General features: G+C 60.0%; 12 protein-coding genes. 7 read left to right on the top strand and 5 right to left on the bottom strand.

Going from position 1 to position 15,555, the window contains the following annotated elements:
* Positions 1 to 18: 18 nt before the first annotated feature.
* Both ACOYXI_RS05785 and ACOYXI_RS05780 read right to left on the bottom strand, forming a co-directional pair.
* Positions 19 to 1,311, bottom strand: a complete 1,293-nt coding sequence (locus tag ACOYXI_RS05785) for a glycosyltransferase (protein ID WP_461674516.1) — start codon at positions 1,309 to 1,311, stop codon at positions 19 to 21.
* An 82-nt stretch (positions 1,312 to 1,393) separates the two neighbouring features.
* Positions 1,394 to 1,756 carry a response regulator gene (locus ACOYXI_RS05780; RefSeq protein WP_027612743.1) on the bottom strand — a complete coding sequence of 121 codons (363 nt, stop codon included), beginning with the start codon at positions 1,754 to 1,756 and terminating at the stop codon, positions 1,394 to 1,396.
* 262 nt (positions 1,757 to 2,018) lie between these two features.
* Between ACOYXI_RS05780 and ACOYXI_RS05775 the strand changes: the two genes are divergently transcribed.
* The 5 genes from ACOYXI_RS05775 to ACOYXI_RS05755 are packed head-to-tail and all read left to right on the top strand — an operon-like array spanning position 2,019 to position 8,572.
* A complete protein-coding gene (locus tag ACOYXI_RS05775; protein WP_223007580.1) occupies positions 2,019 to 5,519 on the top strand; it encodes a response regulator in 3,501 nt (1,166 codons plus the stop codon).
* Complete coding sequence (locus ACOYXI_RS05770; RefSeq protein WP_027612745.1) at positions 5,519 to 6,352, top strand: CheR family methyltransferase; 834 nt, start codon at positions 5,519 to 5,521, stop codon at positions 6,350 to 6,352. Before ACOYXI_RS05775 ends, ACOYXI_RS05770 begins: the two co-directional genes overlap by 1 nt.
* A complete protein-coding gene (locus ACOYXI_RS05765) occupies positions 6,349 to 6,942 on the top strand; it encodes a chemotaxis protein CheB (protein WP_097087405.1) in 594 nt (197 codons plus the stop codon). Before ACOYXI_RS05770 ends, ACOYXI_RS05765 begins: the two co-directional genes overlap by 4 nt.
* On the top strand, positions 6,936 to 8,150 hold the full coding sequence (locus tag ACOYXI_RS05760; protein ID WP_027612747.1) for a hybrid sensor histidine kinase/response regulator: 1,215 nt from the start codon (positions 6,936 to 6,938) through the stop codon (positions 8,148 to 8,150). The genes ACOYXI_RS05765 and ACOYXI_RS05760 overlap by 7 nt, the downstream gene beginning before the upstream one ends.
* Before the next feature lie 44 nt (positions 8,151 to 8,194).
* On the top strand, positions 8,195 to 8,572 hold the full coding sequence (locus tag ACOYXI_RS05755) for a response regulator (protein ID WP_003225116.1): 378 nt from the start codon (positions 8,195 to 8,197) through the stop codon (positions 8,570 to 8,572).
* A 116-nt stretch (positions 8,573 to 8,688) separates the two neighbouring features.
* Here the strand turns inward: ACOYXI_RS05755 and ACOYXI_RS05750 are convergent, their stop codons facing one another.
* The 3 genes from ACOYXI_RS05750 to ACOYXI_RS05740 all read right to left on the bottom strand — a co-directional run bounded on the left by ACOYXI_RS05750 (position 8,689) and on the right by ACOYXI_RS05740 (position 13,054).
* Positions 8,689 to 10,359, bottom strand: coding sequence for an ATP-binding protein (locus ACOYXI_RS05750; protein ID WP_461674515.1), 1,671 nt, complete (start codon positions 10,357 to 10,359; stop codon positions 8,689 to 8,691).
* Positions 10,356 to 11,858, bottom strand: a complete 1,503-nt coding sequence (locus ACOYXI_RS05745; RefSeq protein ID WP_098964109.1) for an ATPase domain-containing protein — start codon at positions 11,856 to 11,858, stop codon at positions 10,356 to 10,358. Before ACOYXI_RS05745 ends, ACOYXI_RS05750 begins: the two co-directional genes overlap by 4 nt.
* Positions 11,859 to 11,998: 140 nt before the next feature.
* Positions 11,999 to 13,054 (bottom strand): HEAT repeat domain-containing protein, encoded by a 1,056-nt coding sequence (locus tag ACOYXI_RS05740; RefSeq protein ID WP_461674514.1) that lies wholly within the window; start codon positions 13,052 to 13,054, stop codon positions 11,999 to 12,001.
* Between the two features lie 160 nt (positions 13,055 to 13,214).
* Between ACOYXI_RS05740 and ACOYXI_RS05735 the strand changes: the two genes are divergently transcribed.
* Both ACOYXI_RS05735 and ACOYXI_RS05730 read left to right on the top strand, forming a co-directional pair.
* Positions 13,215 to 15,362 (top strand): FUSC family protein, encoded by a 2,148-nt coding sequence (locus ACOYXI_RS05735; RefSeq protein ID WP_461674513.1) that lies wholly within the window; start codon positions 13,215 to 13,217, stop codon positions 15,360 to 15,362.
* Positions 15,352 to 15,552, top strand: coding sequence for a DUF1656 domain-containing protein (locus tag ACOYXI_RS05730; RefSeq protein ID WP_027612752.1), 201 nt, complete (start codon positions 15,352 to 15,354; stop codon positions 15,550 to 15,552). Before ACOYXI_RS05735 ends, ACOYXI_RS05730 begins: the two co-directional genes overlap by 11 nt.
* The last annotated feature ends 3 nt before the right edge of the window (positions 15,553 to 15,555 follow it).

Below are 15,555 nucleotides of genomic sequence, written 5' to 3'. Positions count from 1 at the left end.
GCTTTTGCACTTTAATTATCAACTTTTCTGGTTCTTTGCTTCGATCCACTGCGCCATGTATTGAGTGCTTTTATGCAAGTGGTGACGCAACATGCTGCCAGTAAAGTTGGCGCGACGTAATGCTGACAAGTTGTCGCGGCAATGTTGCAGGCGAGCGATCAGCGCCGGGCCGTGATCAGTCTGCCGATAGCGCGCATTCAACAACGCGACGCCGGCCTGCTGTGCGTCAGCCCAGCGCAATCTGTCTTCGTGCAGCGCCACAGCGGCGTCGGCCAGGGCCTGGGCCGACTGAGCCACCGCACCGGGCCAGGGCAATGCGCCGCCCATGCCTTCGGCGCCGATGGGTGTCGTGACATTGGGCGTGCCGCAGAGCATCGCATCGACGATCTTGCCCTTGATCCCAGCGCCGAAACGCAAAGGCGCCAGGCAAACCCTGGCTTGCGACATCACTTGCAGCGCATCTTCTGCCCAGTTCATCACATGAAACCCCTGCGCCGCGTTGTGCAGGGCTGTGGCCTTGGGCGGCGTATAGGCACCGTAGATATGCAGTTGGGCGCCGGGCAATCGCTGGCGGATCAGCGGCCAGACGGCGGTCTTCATCCACAGCACGGCGTCCCAGTTGGGCGCGTGACGGAAGTTGCCGATACTCAGAAAGTGCGCCCGCTCTTCAAAGGGGACGAACGAATCGCGCGGTGGTTCGAGCATCAGCGGGCACCAGTGCAGCAGGTCGCCAGGGACTTGAAACTGTTCGACCAGCAACTGAATTTCAACTTCGGAAATCATCAGATTCAGATCGCAGCGATACAACGCGGCGATTTCCCGTTTGGCCAGGTCAGTATCGGCCATCAGCGCGAACTCTTCGCGCAGCGCCGGTGCGAACAGGGCACTGAAATCCTGATTGTCCGGGTCGTCTTTCAAACGCTCCTTGAGCCGTTGGTGGCGGGCGTGGCGCAGGCTCTGCAGGTCGGACGTCTCCAGTACGCGCAAGGCATTCGGGCATTGCTTTTCGACGCGCCAGCCGAACTGCTCTTCCATCATGAACTGGTCGAACAGCACGATATCCGGGGCCAGTTCACTGATGAAACTATCGAAGCTGCTGTTGTTGAGTTCGATCGGCACTTCGCGGATGCCCAGCGCGGTCAGGTCAGCCTTGTGCTCGCCCGGGCCGGCCGGGCTGCTGAAGGTGATGTCCCAGCCTTGCTGCAAAAACGTCTCGAGGATCTGCATCACATGCCCGCTGGCTGCCGAAGAGCGCGGTTCGGGCCAGACGTAACCGATGACCAGAACTTTGGTGGCAGGTGATGCAGTCATTGACGAGTAATCCTTGCAGGCTGGCGGCTGAAAATGGCGCGCAATTAGAGCACATCTGCAGCCGCTGCCGGATCAAAGCCAATCACTCGGTCAGAATGCCCTTGACCTTGTCACGCAGTTGATCGATCGAGAAGGGTTTGCCGATCACGTGCATGCCGGCGGGAACGTCGATGTTTTCGGCGTAACCGCTGGCGAACAGAACGGGCAGGGTGGAGCGCAGTTCACGTGCCTTGCCGGCCAGTTCACTGCCTGTCATGCCCGGCAGGCCGTAGTCAGTCATCATCAAGTCGATAGCCTTGCTCTGATCCCCGAGAATCTCCAGCGCAGACTCGCCGTCATCGGCCTCCAACACACTGAATTCCAGCTCCTCGAGCACATCGACGATGAGCATGCGTACGATGTCGTCGTCTTCTACTACAAGGATGGTGGACGCTGGGGTGGACATAGGGATAGCTCTCAAGAAATGAAATCGGAACGGCGACCGGTCGAAAATGCCGGGCTCTTGCATGAGTAAGTGGCGCATGGCCACAAGTTCCCGAGCGGATACGAAAAAGATTAGCTGCAAATCGGGGCGGCAAGGATACCCGTTGCCTGATCGGGAAGTGCAGCAAATGTAGGAAATTGCCATCATGGCGGTGAGAAAAATGGATCCATAGTACCGTTTTGGGGCAAACTCCCGGGTTTCGACAGTTCGACAAGGCTGCCCCATGTCCACTCGGTCTACAGTTGACGAAACACGGTTCCGTAAACTCCTGACGCGCAACATCAGTCTGCCCCTGGGCGTCGGCGCGATCAGTGCAGTGTTTTTCATTTCGCTGATCACCTATTTGCTCTCGGTGATCCAGTGGGTGGAACACACCGACCGGGTGATCAATAACGCCAACGAAGCGGTGAAACTCACCGTTGATCTGGAAACCGGCATGCGCGGCTTCCTGCTCAGTGGCGACGAGCACTTCCTCGACCCCTACGAGACTGCCAAGCCGCGGATCAACGTGGCGCTCAATACCTTGCTCGAACTCACTGCCGACAACCCGATCCAGACCGACCGGTTGCGGCGTCTGCAGGCCTTGCAGACTGAGTGGAGCAACTACGCGCAATCGATGATCGATCTGCAGCGCTCCAGCGGTGACTACCGGGGCGCGGTCAAGGCCGGGCGCGGCAAGCGCCTGACCGATGAGATCCGCAAGCAGTTCGAAGACGTGATCGACATGGAGCAGCAGTTGCGCACCACGCGCAACGAAGAGGTGCGCCGTACCACGATCTGGAGCATCACTCTTTATCTGCTGTTTATAGCCGGGATCAGCGGTTTGCTCGCGTATGTCGGTCGCCGCGATCTGGTCAGCCTGTCGGACAGCTACAGCGCCAACCTTGCGGCGCAGCAAGCCAGCGCCGAGCGTCTGGAGCGCCAGGCGTGGATGCGCAGCGGCCAGACCGAACTGGCGGAACAGGTGCTGGGGCAACTGACGCTTAACCTGCTGGGGCGCAACATCCTGCAGTTTTGCGCACAATATCTGGGCACTGCGGTGGCGGCGCTGTACGTACGCGAAGAACACGGCGGCCTCAAGCGCGTGGCGTCCTATGGATTCTCCCGCGAACAGGAAGAAAAAGATCAGCAGATCTACAGCGGCGAAGGCATCGTCGGCCAGGTTGCCCAGCAGGGGCAACTGATTCGCCTGGATTCGGTTCCGGCCGACTACTTCAAAGTCAGCTCCGGCCTGGGCGCAGGTCTGCCGCACAGTGTGCTGGTGGTGCCGACCAGTGATGATGACCGGGTCAACGGGGTGATCGAACTGGGCTTCCTGCGCCCGCTCACCGATCGCGATATCGATTTGCTGGAACTGATTGCCGGCAACATCGGCACCTCGATCGAAGCGGCGCGTTATCGCCAGCGTCTGCAGGAAGTGCTGGCCGAAACCCAGCAGCTCAACGAAGAGTTGCAGGTGCAGCAGGAAGAGCTGAAAACCGCAAACGAGGAGTTGGAAGAACAGTCGCGTATTCTCAAGGAATCCCAGGCGCATCTGGAAACCCAGCAAGTCGAGCTGGAGCAGACCAACGAGCAGTTGGCCGAACAGGCGCAGACTCTGGCCGAGCAGCGCGACGCCATGGACCAGAAGAACACAGAGCTCAATCAGGCTCAGGTGCAGCTCGAAGAACGCGCCGAAGAACTGCAGCGTTCGAGCAAGTACAAGTCCGAATTCCTCGCCAACATGTCCCACGAACTGCGCACGCCGCTGAACAGTTCGCTGATCCTCGCCAAGTTGCTGGCCGAGAACCCGCAGGACAATCTGACGGCCGAGCAGGTCAAGTTCGCCGAGTCGATCTATTCGGCGGGCAACGATCTGCTGAACCTGATCAACGACATTCTCGACATTTCCAAGGTCGAGGCCGGCAAGCTGGAAGTGATCCCGGAAAACACCAGTGTCGCGCGGCTGGCCGACGGCCTGCGCAGCGTGTTCGAACCGCTGGCGGCGGACAAGCAACTGACGTTCAGCGTCGAGTTGCAGCCGGATGCGCCGATCATGCTGTACACCGATCGCCAGCGTCTGGAGCAGGTGATCAAGAACCTGCTGTCCAACGCCGTGAAGTTCACCGAACACGGCGCGGTCAGCCTGACCATCGCCGGCCAGCCGAACGAACGCATTGCGTTCATCGTGCGCGATTCGGGGATCGGTATCGCTGCAGATCAGCAGGAAAGCATCTTCGAAGCGTTCCGCCAGGCCGATGGCACCACCAACCGCAAGTACGGTGGCACCGGTCTGGGCTTGTCGATCTCGCGTGATCTGGCGGCCTTGCTCGGTGGCTCGATCAGCGTCAGCAGCGCGCCGGGGCAGGGCAGTGTGTTTACCCTGGTGCTGCCGCAGCAATACAGCGAGCCGGGTGACAGCCCTGCGATCCCGCTGACCTTCACGCCGCCGGTATCGGCCCCGGCCCCGGTGGTGCAGCCGCCATCGATCGCGGTGTCGCCGCTGGCGCCGGTGCACATCCCGCGTTTTGCCGATGACCGTGGCAAGGCGCCGTTCGCCACGCGCTGCATTCTGGTGGTGGAAGACGAGCCGAATTTCGCCCACATCCTTTACGACCTGGCCCACGAACTGGGTTATCAGTGTCTGGTGGCGCACGGAGCGGATGAAGGTTATGACCTGGCCCGCGAGTTCGTGCCGGACGCGATCCTGCTCGACATGCGTCTGCCGGATCACTCCGGTCTGACCGTGCTGCAACGCCTGAAAGAACACGCCGAAACCCGGCACATCCCGGTGCACGTGATCTCGGTCGAAGACCGCGTTGAAGCGGCGATGCACATGGGGGCGATCGGTTACGCAGTCAAACCGACCACCCGCGAAGAGCTCAAGGACGTGTTCGCCCGTCTCGAAGCCAAGCTGACTCAGAAGGTCAAGCGCGTGCTGCTGGTCGAAGATGACGATCTGCAACGCGAAAGCATTGCCCGCCTGATCGGTGATGAGGACATCGAGATCACCGCGGTCGGTCTGGCGCAAGACGCGCTGGAGAAACTGCGCACGACGATTTACGACTGCATGGTGATCGACCTGAAATTGCCGGACATGCTCGGCAACGATCTGCTCAAGCGCATGTCGACCGAGGACATCTGCTCGTTCCCGCCGGTGATCGTCTACACCGGACGCAACCTGACCCGCGATGAAGAGGCCGAGCTGCGCAAGTATTCGCGCTCGATCATCATCAAGGGCGCGCGCTCGCCGGAACGCCTGTTGGATGAGGTGACACTCTTTCTGCACAAAGTCGAATCGCAGTTGTCCCATGAACGGCAGAAGATGCTCAAGACCGCCCGCAGCCGCGACAAGGTCTTCGAAGGCCGTAAGGTGCTGCTGGTGGACGACGATGTGCGCAACATCTTCGCCCTGACCAGTGCGCTGGAGCACAAGGGCGCAGTCGTGGTGATCGGCCGTAATGGTCGCGAAGCGATTGATAAGTTGAATGAAATCGAGGACATCGACCTGGTGCTGATGGACGTGATGATGCCGGAGATGGATGGTTTTGAAGCCACCATTGAAATCCGCAAGGATCCGCGCTGGCGCAAACTGCCGATCATCGCAGTGACGGCCAAGGCCATGAAAGACGATCAGGAGCGCTGCCTGCAGGCGGGCGCCAACGATTATCTGGCCAAGCCGATCGATCTGGATCGCCTGTTCTCGTTGATTCGCGTGTGGTTACCGAAGATGGAACGCATTTAGTGGATAGCAGTCACTCCGCGGAGCGCAACAGCGAAATCGAATTACGCCTGTTGATTGAGGCCATCTACCTCAAGTACAGCTACGATTTTCGTGATTACTCGGGCGCTTCGATCAAGCGCCGGGTGCAGCACGCCTTGAGTCAGTTCGAATGCGCGACGATCTCGGCGTTACAAGAGAAAGTCCTGCACGATCCCACGGCGTTCATGCAGTTGCTGCAGTTGCTGACGATCCCGGTCAGCGAGATGTTCCGCGACCCGTCGCACTTCCTGGCAATCCGCAAGGAAGTGGTGCCGCTGCTGCGCACCTATCCGTCGCTGAAGATCTGGATCGCCGGGTGCAGCACTGGCGAGGAGGTTTACTCGATGGCGATTCTGCTGCGCGAAGAAGGCCTGCTCGACCGTACGATCATCTACGCCACCGACATCAACCCGCGCTCGCTGGACAAGGCCAAACAGGGCATTTTCTCGATGGAGAATGTCCGGGCCTACACTGCCAATTACCAGCAAGCCGGCGGTCAGCGTTCCTTTGCCGATTACTACACCGCAGCCTATGGCTACGCGATCTTCGACAAGAGCCTGTGCGAGAACGTGACCTTCGCCGATCACAGCCTGGCGACGGACAGCGTGTTCTCCGAAACGCAGTTGATTTCCTGCCGCAACGTACTGATTTACTTCAACAAGAAACTTCAGGATCGTGCCTTCGGTCTGTTTCACGAATCGCTGTGCCACCGTGGTTTTCTGGTGCTGGGCAGCAAGGAAACGCTGGATTTCTCCGGCTACTCGAACCAGTTCGAGCCGCTGGTCAAACAAGAACGGATCTACCGCAAATTATGAACGATGCCGTGGATTTGCCTCGTGTCGAGGCCATCGTGGTCGGTGCTTCAGCCGGTGGGGTTGAGGCCCTGCTGACTTTGCTCGCGCCTTTGCGCCAGGGTTACGTGTTGCCGATCATTGTTGTGTTGCACCTGCCGGAGGAGCGCCGCAGTCAGTTGGCCGAAGTGTTCTCCCGGCGCCTTATGCTGCCGGTGGCAGAGGCGACCGACAAGCAAGACATCATGCCCGGCACGGTTTATTTCGCCACGCCCGGGTATCACCTGTCGGTGGAACAGGATCGCAGTCTGTCGCTGAGTCTTGAAGACCGCGTGCACCATTCCCGTCCGGCCATTGATTACTTGTTTGAATCCGCCGCTGATGTTTACGGCGAAACCCTGGCTGCCGTGTTGCTGACCGGCGCCAATCACGATGGCGCTCGCGGCCTGGCGCAAGTCAAGCAGCGTGGCGGACTGACCATCGTGCAAGACCCGCAGGACGCGCAGGTCGCCACCATGCCTCTGGCTGCGCTGAAAATTCAGCAGCCTGACCATGTCCTACCCATTCACGGCATCGGCCGTCTGCTTGTCGAGCTGGAACGAATCGCATGCTGAGTAATATCCAGGCCAAATTGCTGATCGTCGACGATCTGCCGGAGAACCTGCTGGCCCTCGAAGCGCTGATCAAGCGCGAGGACCGCACGGTGTACAAGGCGCTTTCGGCGGACGAGGCACTTTCGCTGCTGCTGCAACACGAGTTCGCCATGGCCATCCTCGACGTGCAGATGCCGGGGATGAACGGCTTCGAGCTCGCCGAGTTGATGCGCGGCACCGAGAAAACCAAGAACATTCCGATCATTTTCGTCAGCGCCGCCGGCCGTGAACTGAACTACGCGTTCAAGGGCTACGAGAGCGGGGCGGTGGACTTCCTGCACAAGCCGCTGGATATCCACGCGGTGAAGAGCAAGGTCAACGTGTTCGTCGACCTGTACCGCCAGAGCAAGGCCATGAAACAACAGGTCGAAGCCCTGGAGCAGGCGCGTCGCGAGCAGGAAGCGCTGCTGCAACAACTGCAAAGTACGCAACTGGAGCTGGAGCAGGCGGTGCGCATGCGCGATGACTTCATGTCAATCGTCGCTCACGAAGTGCGCACGCCGCTCAATGGCCTGATACTCGAAACCCAGTTGCGCAAGATGCACCTGGCGCGGGACAACGCCGCGGCGTTCACCCTCGACAAGATGCACGCGATGGTCGATCGCGACGAGCGACAGATCAAAAGTCTGATCCGGCTGATCGAAGACATGCTCGACGTTTCGCGCATCCGCACCGGCAAGCTGTCGATCCGGCCGAATCGTTTCGACCTGACGCAACTGGTGAGCAACCTGCTGCAGAATTTCGCCCAGCAGATAGAGGCGGCGGAGACCGAAGTGTCGTTCACCGCGCCGCAGCCGGTGGAAGGTTACTGGGACGAATTTCGCATCGAGCAGGTGGTCTCCAATTTGCTGACCAATGCCTTGCGCTACGGTGGCCGCAGCCCGATTCAGGTGCGCGTGTACCGTGAAGGCGACGAGGCGCGGGTTGAGGTTCAGGACCGTGGCATCGGCATCAGCGAAGAGAACCAGAAGCGCATTTTCCAACAGTTCGAACGGGTTTCCGCCAAGACGGTAGTGGCTGGTCTCGGGCTGGGTCTGTTCATTTCCGAGCAGATCGTCGCCGCCCATGGCGGTTCCATCGTCGTCGAGAGTCAAATCAACGAAGGCGCCCTGTTTCGCGTTTGTCTGCCAATCCAGGAAAACGGCATATCCGACGCAACCTCTGAGTGACCGCACGGTCGTATCAGCAGCTATTGACCGAACAAAGGCTTCCCATGAGCGTAGATGCACAAGATGTAGTACTCGTCGTCGAGGACGAACCGGTTATCTTGATGGTGCTGACAGATTACCTGTCGGGGCAGGGGTACCGCGTGTTGCAGGCCGAAAACGGCGAGCAGGCGTTCGAGATCCTCGCGAGCAAGCCGCATCTGGACATGCTGATCACTGACTTCCGCCTGCCGGGCGGGATCTCCGGCGTGCAGATCGCGGAGCCGGCAGTAAAACTGCGCCCGGATCTGAAGGTGATCTTCATCAGCGGTTACCCGCAGGAAATCCGCGAGACCGGCAGCCCGATCACGCGCAAGGCGCCGATCCTGGAAAAACCGTTCGATCTGGACGTGCTGCAGGAAAAGATTCAGGAATTGCTGGCCTGATCTATAGCGGCTGATGCTCCCCATGTAGGAGCTGCCGCAGGCTGCGATCTTTCGATCTTAAAAAACAAGATCAAAAGATCGCAGCCTGCGGCAGCTCCTACAGTCGTTTTGGGGGATCAGTTCTGGATCATCTCGCGGACTTTGGCGGTCAGCAGATCGAAAGTGAACGGTTTGGTGATCATCTGCATGCCCGGGTCGAGGAAACCACCGCGCACTGCCGCGTGCTCGGCATACCCAGTAATGAATAACACCTTCAGCCCCGGCCGATACTGCCGGCCGATTTCCGCCAGTTGCCGGCCGTTCATGCCTGGCAGGCCGACGTCACTGATCAGCAGGTCGATGCGCTGTGTCGAGTTGAGGATCGGCACGGCGCCGTCGGCATCGCCGGCTTCGACAAACGCATAACCCAACTCACTGAGCACCGCGCTGACCAGTACGCGTACGGCAGGGTCGTCCTCGACGATCAACACGGTTTCGCCATCCATTGCTTCCGGGGCCTGCTGAGCATCGGACACCGGATGCTCCAGCTCTTCGCCGCGAAAGCGCGGCAGGTACAGTTTGACCGTGGTGCCCTGATCGATTTCGCTGTCGATCGAGACGTGACCACGAGACTGCTTGCTGAAGCCGTAAATCATCGACAGACCCAGCCCGGTGCCCTGGCCGATCGGCTTGGTGGTGAAGAACGGATCGAACGCGCGGCTGACCACGCTCTGGGCCATGCCACTGCCGTTATCGGTGACGCTGAGCATCACGTAGTCGCCGGGTTCGAGATTCGGGTAGGCCTCGGTGAATTCCGGCTTAAGCACCTGATTGCTGGTTTCGACCACCAGTTTGCCGCCCTCGGGCATTGCATCGCGGGCGTTGAGTACCAGGTTGAGCAGGGCGCTTTCCAGTTGATTGGGATCCGCTTCGGCGATCCACAACTGGTCGTTGAGGCGCATGTCCAGCTGGATACTTTCGTTGAGGCTGCGCTGCAGCAGCTCGCCCATCGACAGCACCAGTGTGTTCATCTGCACGGCTTTGGAGTCCAGCGATTGCCGGCGGGAAAACGCCAGCAAACGGTGGGTCAGGCCGGCCGCGCGGTTGGCTGAAGTGACACCGAGATCGATCAGGCTGTCGAGGTCATCAAGGCGTCCGCGAGCCAGACGCCGGCGCAGCAGTTCAAGGCTGCCGATAATCCCGGTGAGCATGTTGTTGAAGTCGTGAGCGATGCCGCCGGTCAACTGACCGACCGCTTCCATTTTCTGTGACTGGCGCAGGGCTTCTTCGTTGTGGCGCAGTTGCGCGGTGCGTTCCTCGACCTGTTGCTCAAGGGTTTCCAGGGTCGATTGCAGTCGGCGTTCGCTTTCACTCAAATCGATCAGTCGGTCGCGGGCTTCGTACTGTCGTCGTCGCCCGCGCAGGGCGGTGGAGACCAGACTGACCAGGGTCGCCGGATGAAACGGGCGCTCAAGGAACGTGACGTTGCCCAGCAGTTTGCTCAGGCGCGAGGAGGGGCCCGGTTCCGGGCCGCCGTGGTGGGTCAGCAAGACGATTGGCAGATCGGACCAGGCCGGCTGCTGCTCCAGAAAATGCAGAAGACTTTCCAGCTCGGGGCCGCGCAGGGCTTCGGTGGCAATCAACAAGAGTCCGGCGCCAGGCTCCAGTTCTGCGCACAGTGCGCCCAGATCCGGGGTGATGACTCCGCCATAACCCGCCTCATTGAGGATCATCAGCGCCACTTGGCTGTCCCGACCCATGGGCGCCAGAATCAGCGCCCGTTCTGGCAGTGATACGGAGACTGTCACAAGGTTTCTTCCCGCAACAGCGGATTGCTCGCGCCGAGGTAAGTCGGTACGCCACGCAACACGCCCTGGAACGCTTCCAGCGGTTCGCCGATGGTCATGCCCTGGCCGGAAATGCGGTATTCACGGATGGTCGATTCGTGGCTGCCGGTGCGTTTCTTGATAATGGAAATGGCTCGACGGACCTTGCCGATGGCTTCGAAGTAGCGCAGCAGGATCACCGTGTCGGCCAGGTAAGTGATGTCGACCGGCGCCTGCATGTCGCCGACCAGGCCATGCTGGGCAACGGTCATGAAGGTCGCCGCGCCTTTGCGGTTCAGATACAGCAGCAGCTCATGCATGTGCAGCACCAGCGCGTTTTCTTCCGGCATCGCGGCCTGATAGCCGTTGATGCTGTCGATTACCACGGTCTTGATGTTGCCTTCGTCTACGCAACGACGCACCCGGTGCGAGAACTCGCCGGGGGACAGCTCGGCGGCGTCCACTTGATCGATCAGCAGGTTGCCGGTGGCTTGCAGGGCCTTGAGGTCGATGCCGATGTTTTTCATGCGCTCGAACAGCAAGCCCAGCTCTTCATCAAAGATGAACAGCGCCGCTTTTTCGCCCCGGGCCACTGCCGCAGCGGCGAAGATCATCGAAATCAGCGATTTACCGGTACCGGCCGGGCCAAGAATCAGCGTGCTGGAGCCGGTTTCGACCCCGCCGCCGAGCAGGGCGTCCATTTCCTGAATCCCGCTGCTCAGTTGCAGGCGCGGGTAGTCGCTGCGGTGTTCGGCGGCGACCAGTCGTGGGAACACATGGACGCCGTCGCCCATGATGGTGAAGTCGTGGTAACCGCCACGGTATTTCTGGCCGCGATACTTGACGATGCGCACGCGGCGGCGCTCGGCACCGTAATTGGGCGTCAGTTCTTCGAGGCGGATCACCCCGTGGGCGACGCTGTGCACGGTCTTGTCGAGCGACTCGGTGGTCAGGTCGTCAAGCAGCAGGACGGTGGCGTCGTAACGCACGAAGTAATGTTTGATCGCCAGAATCTGCCGGCGGTAGCGCAGCGAACTCTGCGCCAGCAGGCGGATCTCCGACAGGCTGTCGAGCACCACGCGGGTGGGCTTGAAGCGCTCGACCACTTCGAAAATCTGCTTGGTGGCTTCGCCCAGCTCAAGGTCGGACGAGTACAGCAGGCTTTGCTGATGCTCGGCGTTGAGCAGGCTTTCGGGTGGCGTCAGCTCGAAGATTTCAATGTTCTCGTTCAGCTCCCAGCCGTGGGAGGCCGCGCCTTGACGCAATTCACGCTCGGTTTCCGACAGCGTGATGTAGAGACAGCGTTCGCCGGCACGGGCGCCCGCCATCAGGAAATGCAACGCGACGGTGGTTTTGCCTGTACCGGGTTCACCTTCGAGCAAAAACACATGCCCTCGGGACAGACCACCGGCGAGGATGTCATCCAGGCCAATGATGCCGGTGGCGGCTTTTGCACTGATCAACTCGTTGGACGTAGACAAAGAATGCCCTCTCATGACTAGGGGAATCGAGGCAGCAGGCTGTATCAGCCGTTGTGCTCTACCTGATTACTTGACCGCTGCCAGTCATGACGGTTCCGATGTTTCGATATCAAAATGTCATTGAATCAGCGGGTAAGGGCTCAGAGTCCCTGCTGTAACGCCGGGTCATCAGGGTTCATCTGCTCCAGTTGCGCGAGCAGAATCTGCACGTTCTGCAACTGGCCGCTTTCCTTCCAGTAATTGATCAGCAGCACTCGCGTCTTGCGGTCGGCTGGGTGACGCTGGACGACTTCCTGCAACTGCTTTTGCGCCGCTTCCAGCTCTTCGGCAGCGTGCAGGGTGGTGGCGAGGTCGTAGCGGTAATCCTTGTTGTCAGGCTCAAGTTCCACCGCTTTGGACAAGCCGAGCAGGGCGAATTCACGCTGGCCGTGGTGCAACAGCCACAGTCCGAGCGCGTGTTGCAGGTAGGCGGAATCCGGTTGCGCCTGCAACTGTTTGGCGAGCAACTGGCGGGCGGCGTCGCTCTGACCCTGGCGGTCGAGGACATCGATCTGCATCACCAGTGCCGGCAGGTTGCCCGGTTCCAGCCGCAGGGTGTTGTCCAGCGCTTGTTGGGCCTGTTTGAGTTCGGCGTTGTGCAGATACAGGCGTGCCAGTTGCGCATAGGTGGCGGCGCTTTCCGGCTGTCCCTTGAGCGCTTGTTCCCAGCCATCGATCGCCTGCTGCAGCGGGGCGAAATACAGCCCCAGTTCATCCGGCGTCAGGCCCAGCAGGGCATTGATCGCAGCGAACCGTACGTTTTGGTCCTCATCGTCGAGCATCGGCCCGAGCAGCAGACTGCGTTGCCCGCCGGGCACCAGTCCGACCACACTTTGAATCGCTGCCAGCCGTACTTCGGGGGCTTCGTTCTGCAGATGGGCGTCGGCCAGTTTCAGCGCTTGCGGGCTCGGATAGTTGGGCAGCTCGGCCAGCAGCCAGACACTGCGTTTGACCGACAGGTCCGGGCGACCCAATTGCTGATACAACTGCCGCGCGGCTCCCGGCTGACCGGAACGGGCGGCCGTCAGGGCTTCGCTGTAGCCGCGCTTGATCGCTTCCGGCACCACCGGGGCGGTGGAGCGCAGGGATAACCAGGCAATGACGACGAGCAGCACAAGGCCAAGGCTGATGAGCAGGTAGCGGCGGGACTGAGGCATGCAGATTTCCGTGAACTGGCGTTCTATAGCAGAACGGCAAGCTTCGACCAGCGAGGGCCGTGAGTCAAACCCCGTGCTTGCGAATTGACCTACAACATCTGTCGATTCAGTTACCCATCAGGCATTCGATGCAGAGTCTACGCTTGCAGGAGTCGCTTCGATGAGAGCCCCCATGCAAGCCCTGCGCAATTATTTCCAGGTCGTGATCCATCCCGGTCAGGCTGTCCTGCTGTTTGCCCTGCGCACCATTGCCGCCGGGCTGTTGACGCTGTATCTGGCGTTTTTGTTCGATCTCGACCAACCCAAGTGGTCGATCATGGCCGTCGTGATTGTCAGCCAGCCGTTGGCCGGCATGGCGCTGGCGCGTAGTTTCGGTCAAGTGATTGGCACCACGCTGGGTGCTGCGGTGGCGGTGTTGATCATGGCGATATTCCCGCAGGCGCCGCTTCCGTTCATCACAACGCTGGCACTGTGGCTGGCGCTCTGCACCGCGGGCGGCACGTTGCTGCGCTATACCAGTTCTCAGGCGTTTGTGCTCAGTGGTTATACCGCCGTGGTGGTGGCATTGCTGGCCATTCCCGACCAGGATGGCACCTTTCTGCTGGCTGTCACCCGCGTTACCGAAACCTTGCTGGCCGTAGCGTGCGTCTGCGTGGTCAGCCTGCTCACTGCGCGTCCGGAAGCAGTTGCCAAAGGTTACTTCGCCAAGGTCGATCAGGTGATCAAACTGGCTGCCAGTCACTCCGCTGCGGTGATTCGCACAGAAGAAAGTGAAGCCGACTTTCAGCGCCGTCAGATGCAGTTGCTCGGTGAAATCAGCGCGCTCGAAGGGTTGCGCCGCCATCTGTATTTCGATGCCCCACGGTTGCGCGGTGCCGACAATCTGGTGCTGCTGTTGGGTAATCAACTGATGTTGCTGACCTCGCGTTTGACTGCATTACGTCATCAGCGCGAATTGCTCACCGAACGTTGGGAGGGCGATCTTCCTCTGGACGTACAGCGCTTGCGTGCAGAAGAGCTCGCACTTCTCGACCAGTTGGCGCAGTTGGGCCGAGCGCTGCCCGCCGAGCGGCGGCATCAATTCATCACGCTGCAGCAGCAGTTTGAAGCCTTGGCGTATGAGGCCGAACAACTGACCGAAGACATGAGCGCTATCCTGCGCTCGCTGGCGTGGGCGTTACGCTGGGAGCAGGCGCGGCTGTTGCAGCAACTGGAGCAGATTCTGGAGTTGAGTGATGCCATTCAGGAAGGGCGCGAAGCCAGTTGTCTGTATCGCGGTCAGGCCAGCCCGCTGCATCTGGATTTCACACTGGCTTCAATGAACGCCATCCGCGCCTTTACCGCATTACTGGTAGCCGGGTTGATCTGGATCGAAACCGCCTGGGATGGCGCGCGGGGAGGGATGATTCTGGTGGGGATTCTCTGTTCGCTGATGGCGACATTCCCGCGGCCACTGATGGCCGCGCAGAGTTACGCGCGTGGGTTGGGACTGGCACTGGTGGTCTCGGCGTTCTATCAATTCATGCTGGTGCCGACCATCAGTGATTTCGAGCCATTGGCGTTGATGCTGGCACCGCTGCTGTACGTGATCGCTGTCGGTTTGGCGAGCCCGACGACCGCGGGCATTGGTATGGGCCTGGGGTTGTCGAGTTTCCTCCTGCTCGGCCCACAGAATGTCGGCACCGGGCAGAACACTGCGATTCAATGGTTCGAATTCGCCGGCGCCTATGTCAGCGCGGCGATGCTCGCTTTGATGGTCTACGCATGGATTTTCCCGTTCCGTCCGGCATTGCGCATTCGCCGCTTTTATAACGAGGCGCGTGAGCAGGTTTATGAACTGACCAAAAAACCGGCCACCGATGAACAGCAATTCGCTTTCGAAAGCCGTATGGTCGACCGACTGACCAGCATGCTTGGCTTGCTGCCGGCCGTGAGCGAGCGCGCCATGCAGCAGCTCTATGAAATCAGTCTGGCGTGCGTCGCATTGGGCGTAGCAATGCATCAACTCCGGCAGCAGGCACAGAACAATGCACTGCTGACGGACGCGTTCAGCCAGCAATTGGCTTCGGCGCTGCGCAAGACCGGCCGTTTTGTGGCCGGGCGCCAGGACGTGCAATTGCAAGCGTTGTTGACCTCGCTCCAGCTATTGGGTGATGAGCTGGACGAGTTGCACGTCGCCAGCCACGATCATTTGTGGTCGGTGTTTCGCATGCGCGTGGCGCTGTTGATCGTCGTGTCTTTCCTGAAACGCCACGGCGAATACCTGCAACGTAACGTCTCGGAAGGAGAACCGGCCCTTGCCCATTGATTTCGAAATGGGTGGTGTTTATCTGCCACCCATTGCCCAGGCCCTATTGCTGGCGATACCGATATTTATGCTCCTGGACTGGTGTTTGCGACGTCTGGGTGTGTTGCGACTGGTCTGGCACGAGGCGCTGTTTGAGGGCGCCTTGTATGCATGCGTTTGTGCCTCGCTGATTTTGCTGATGGGAGCCTGATGC

Source organism: Pseudomonas sp. G3-19 (genome assembly GCF_054855875.1).
Note: the sequence above shows the minus strand (reverse complement) of the source record. Positions and strands in the feature narration are given on the sequence as shown.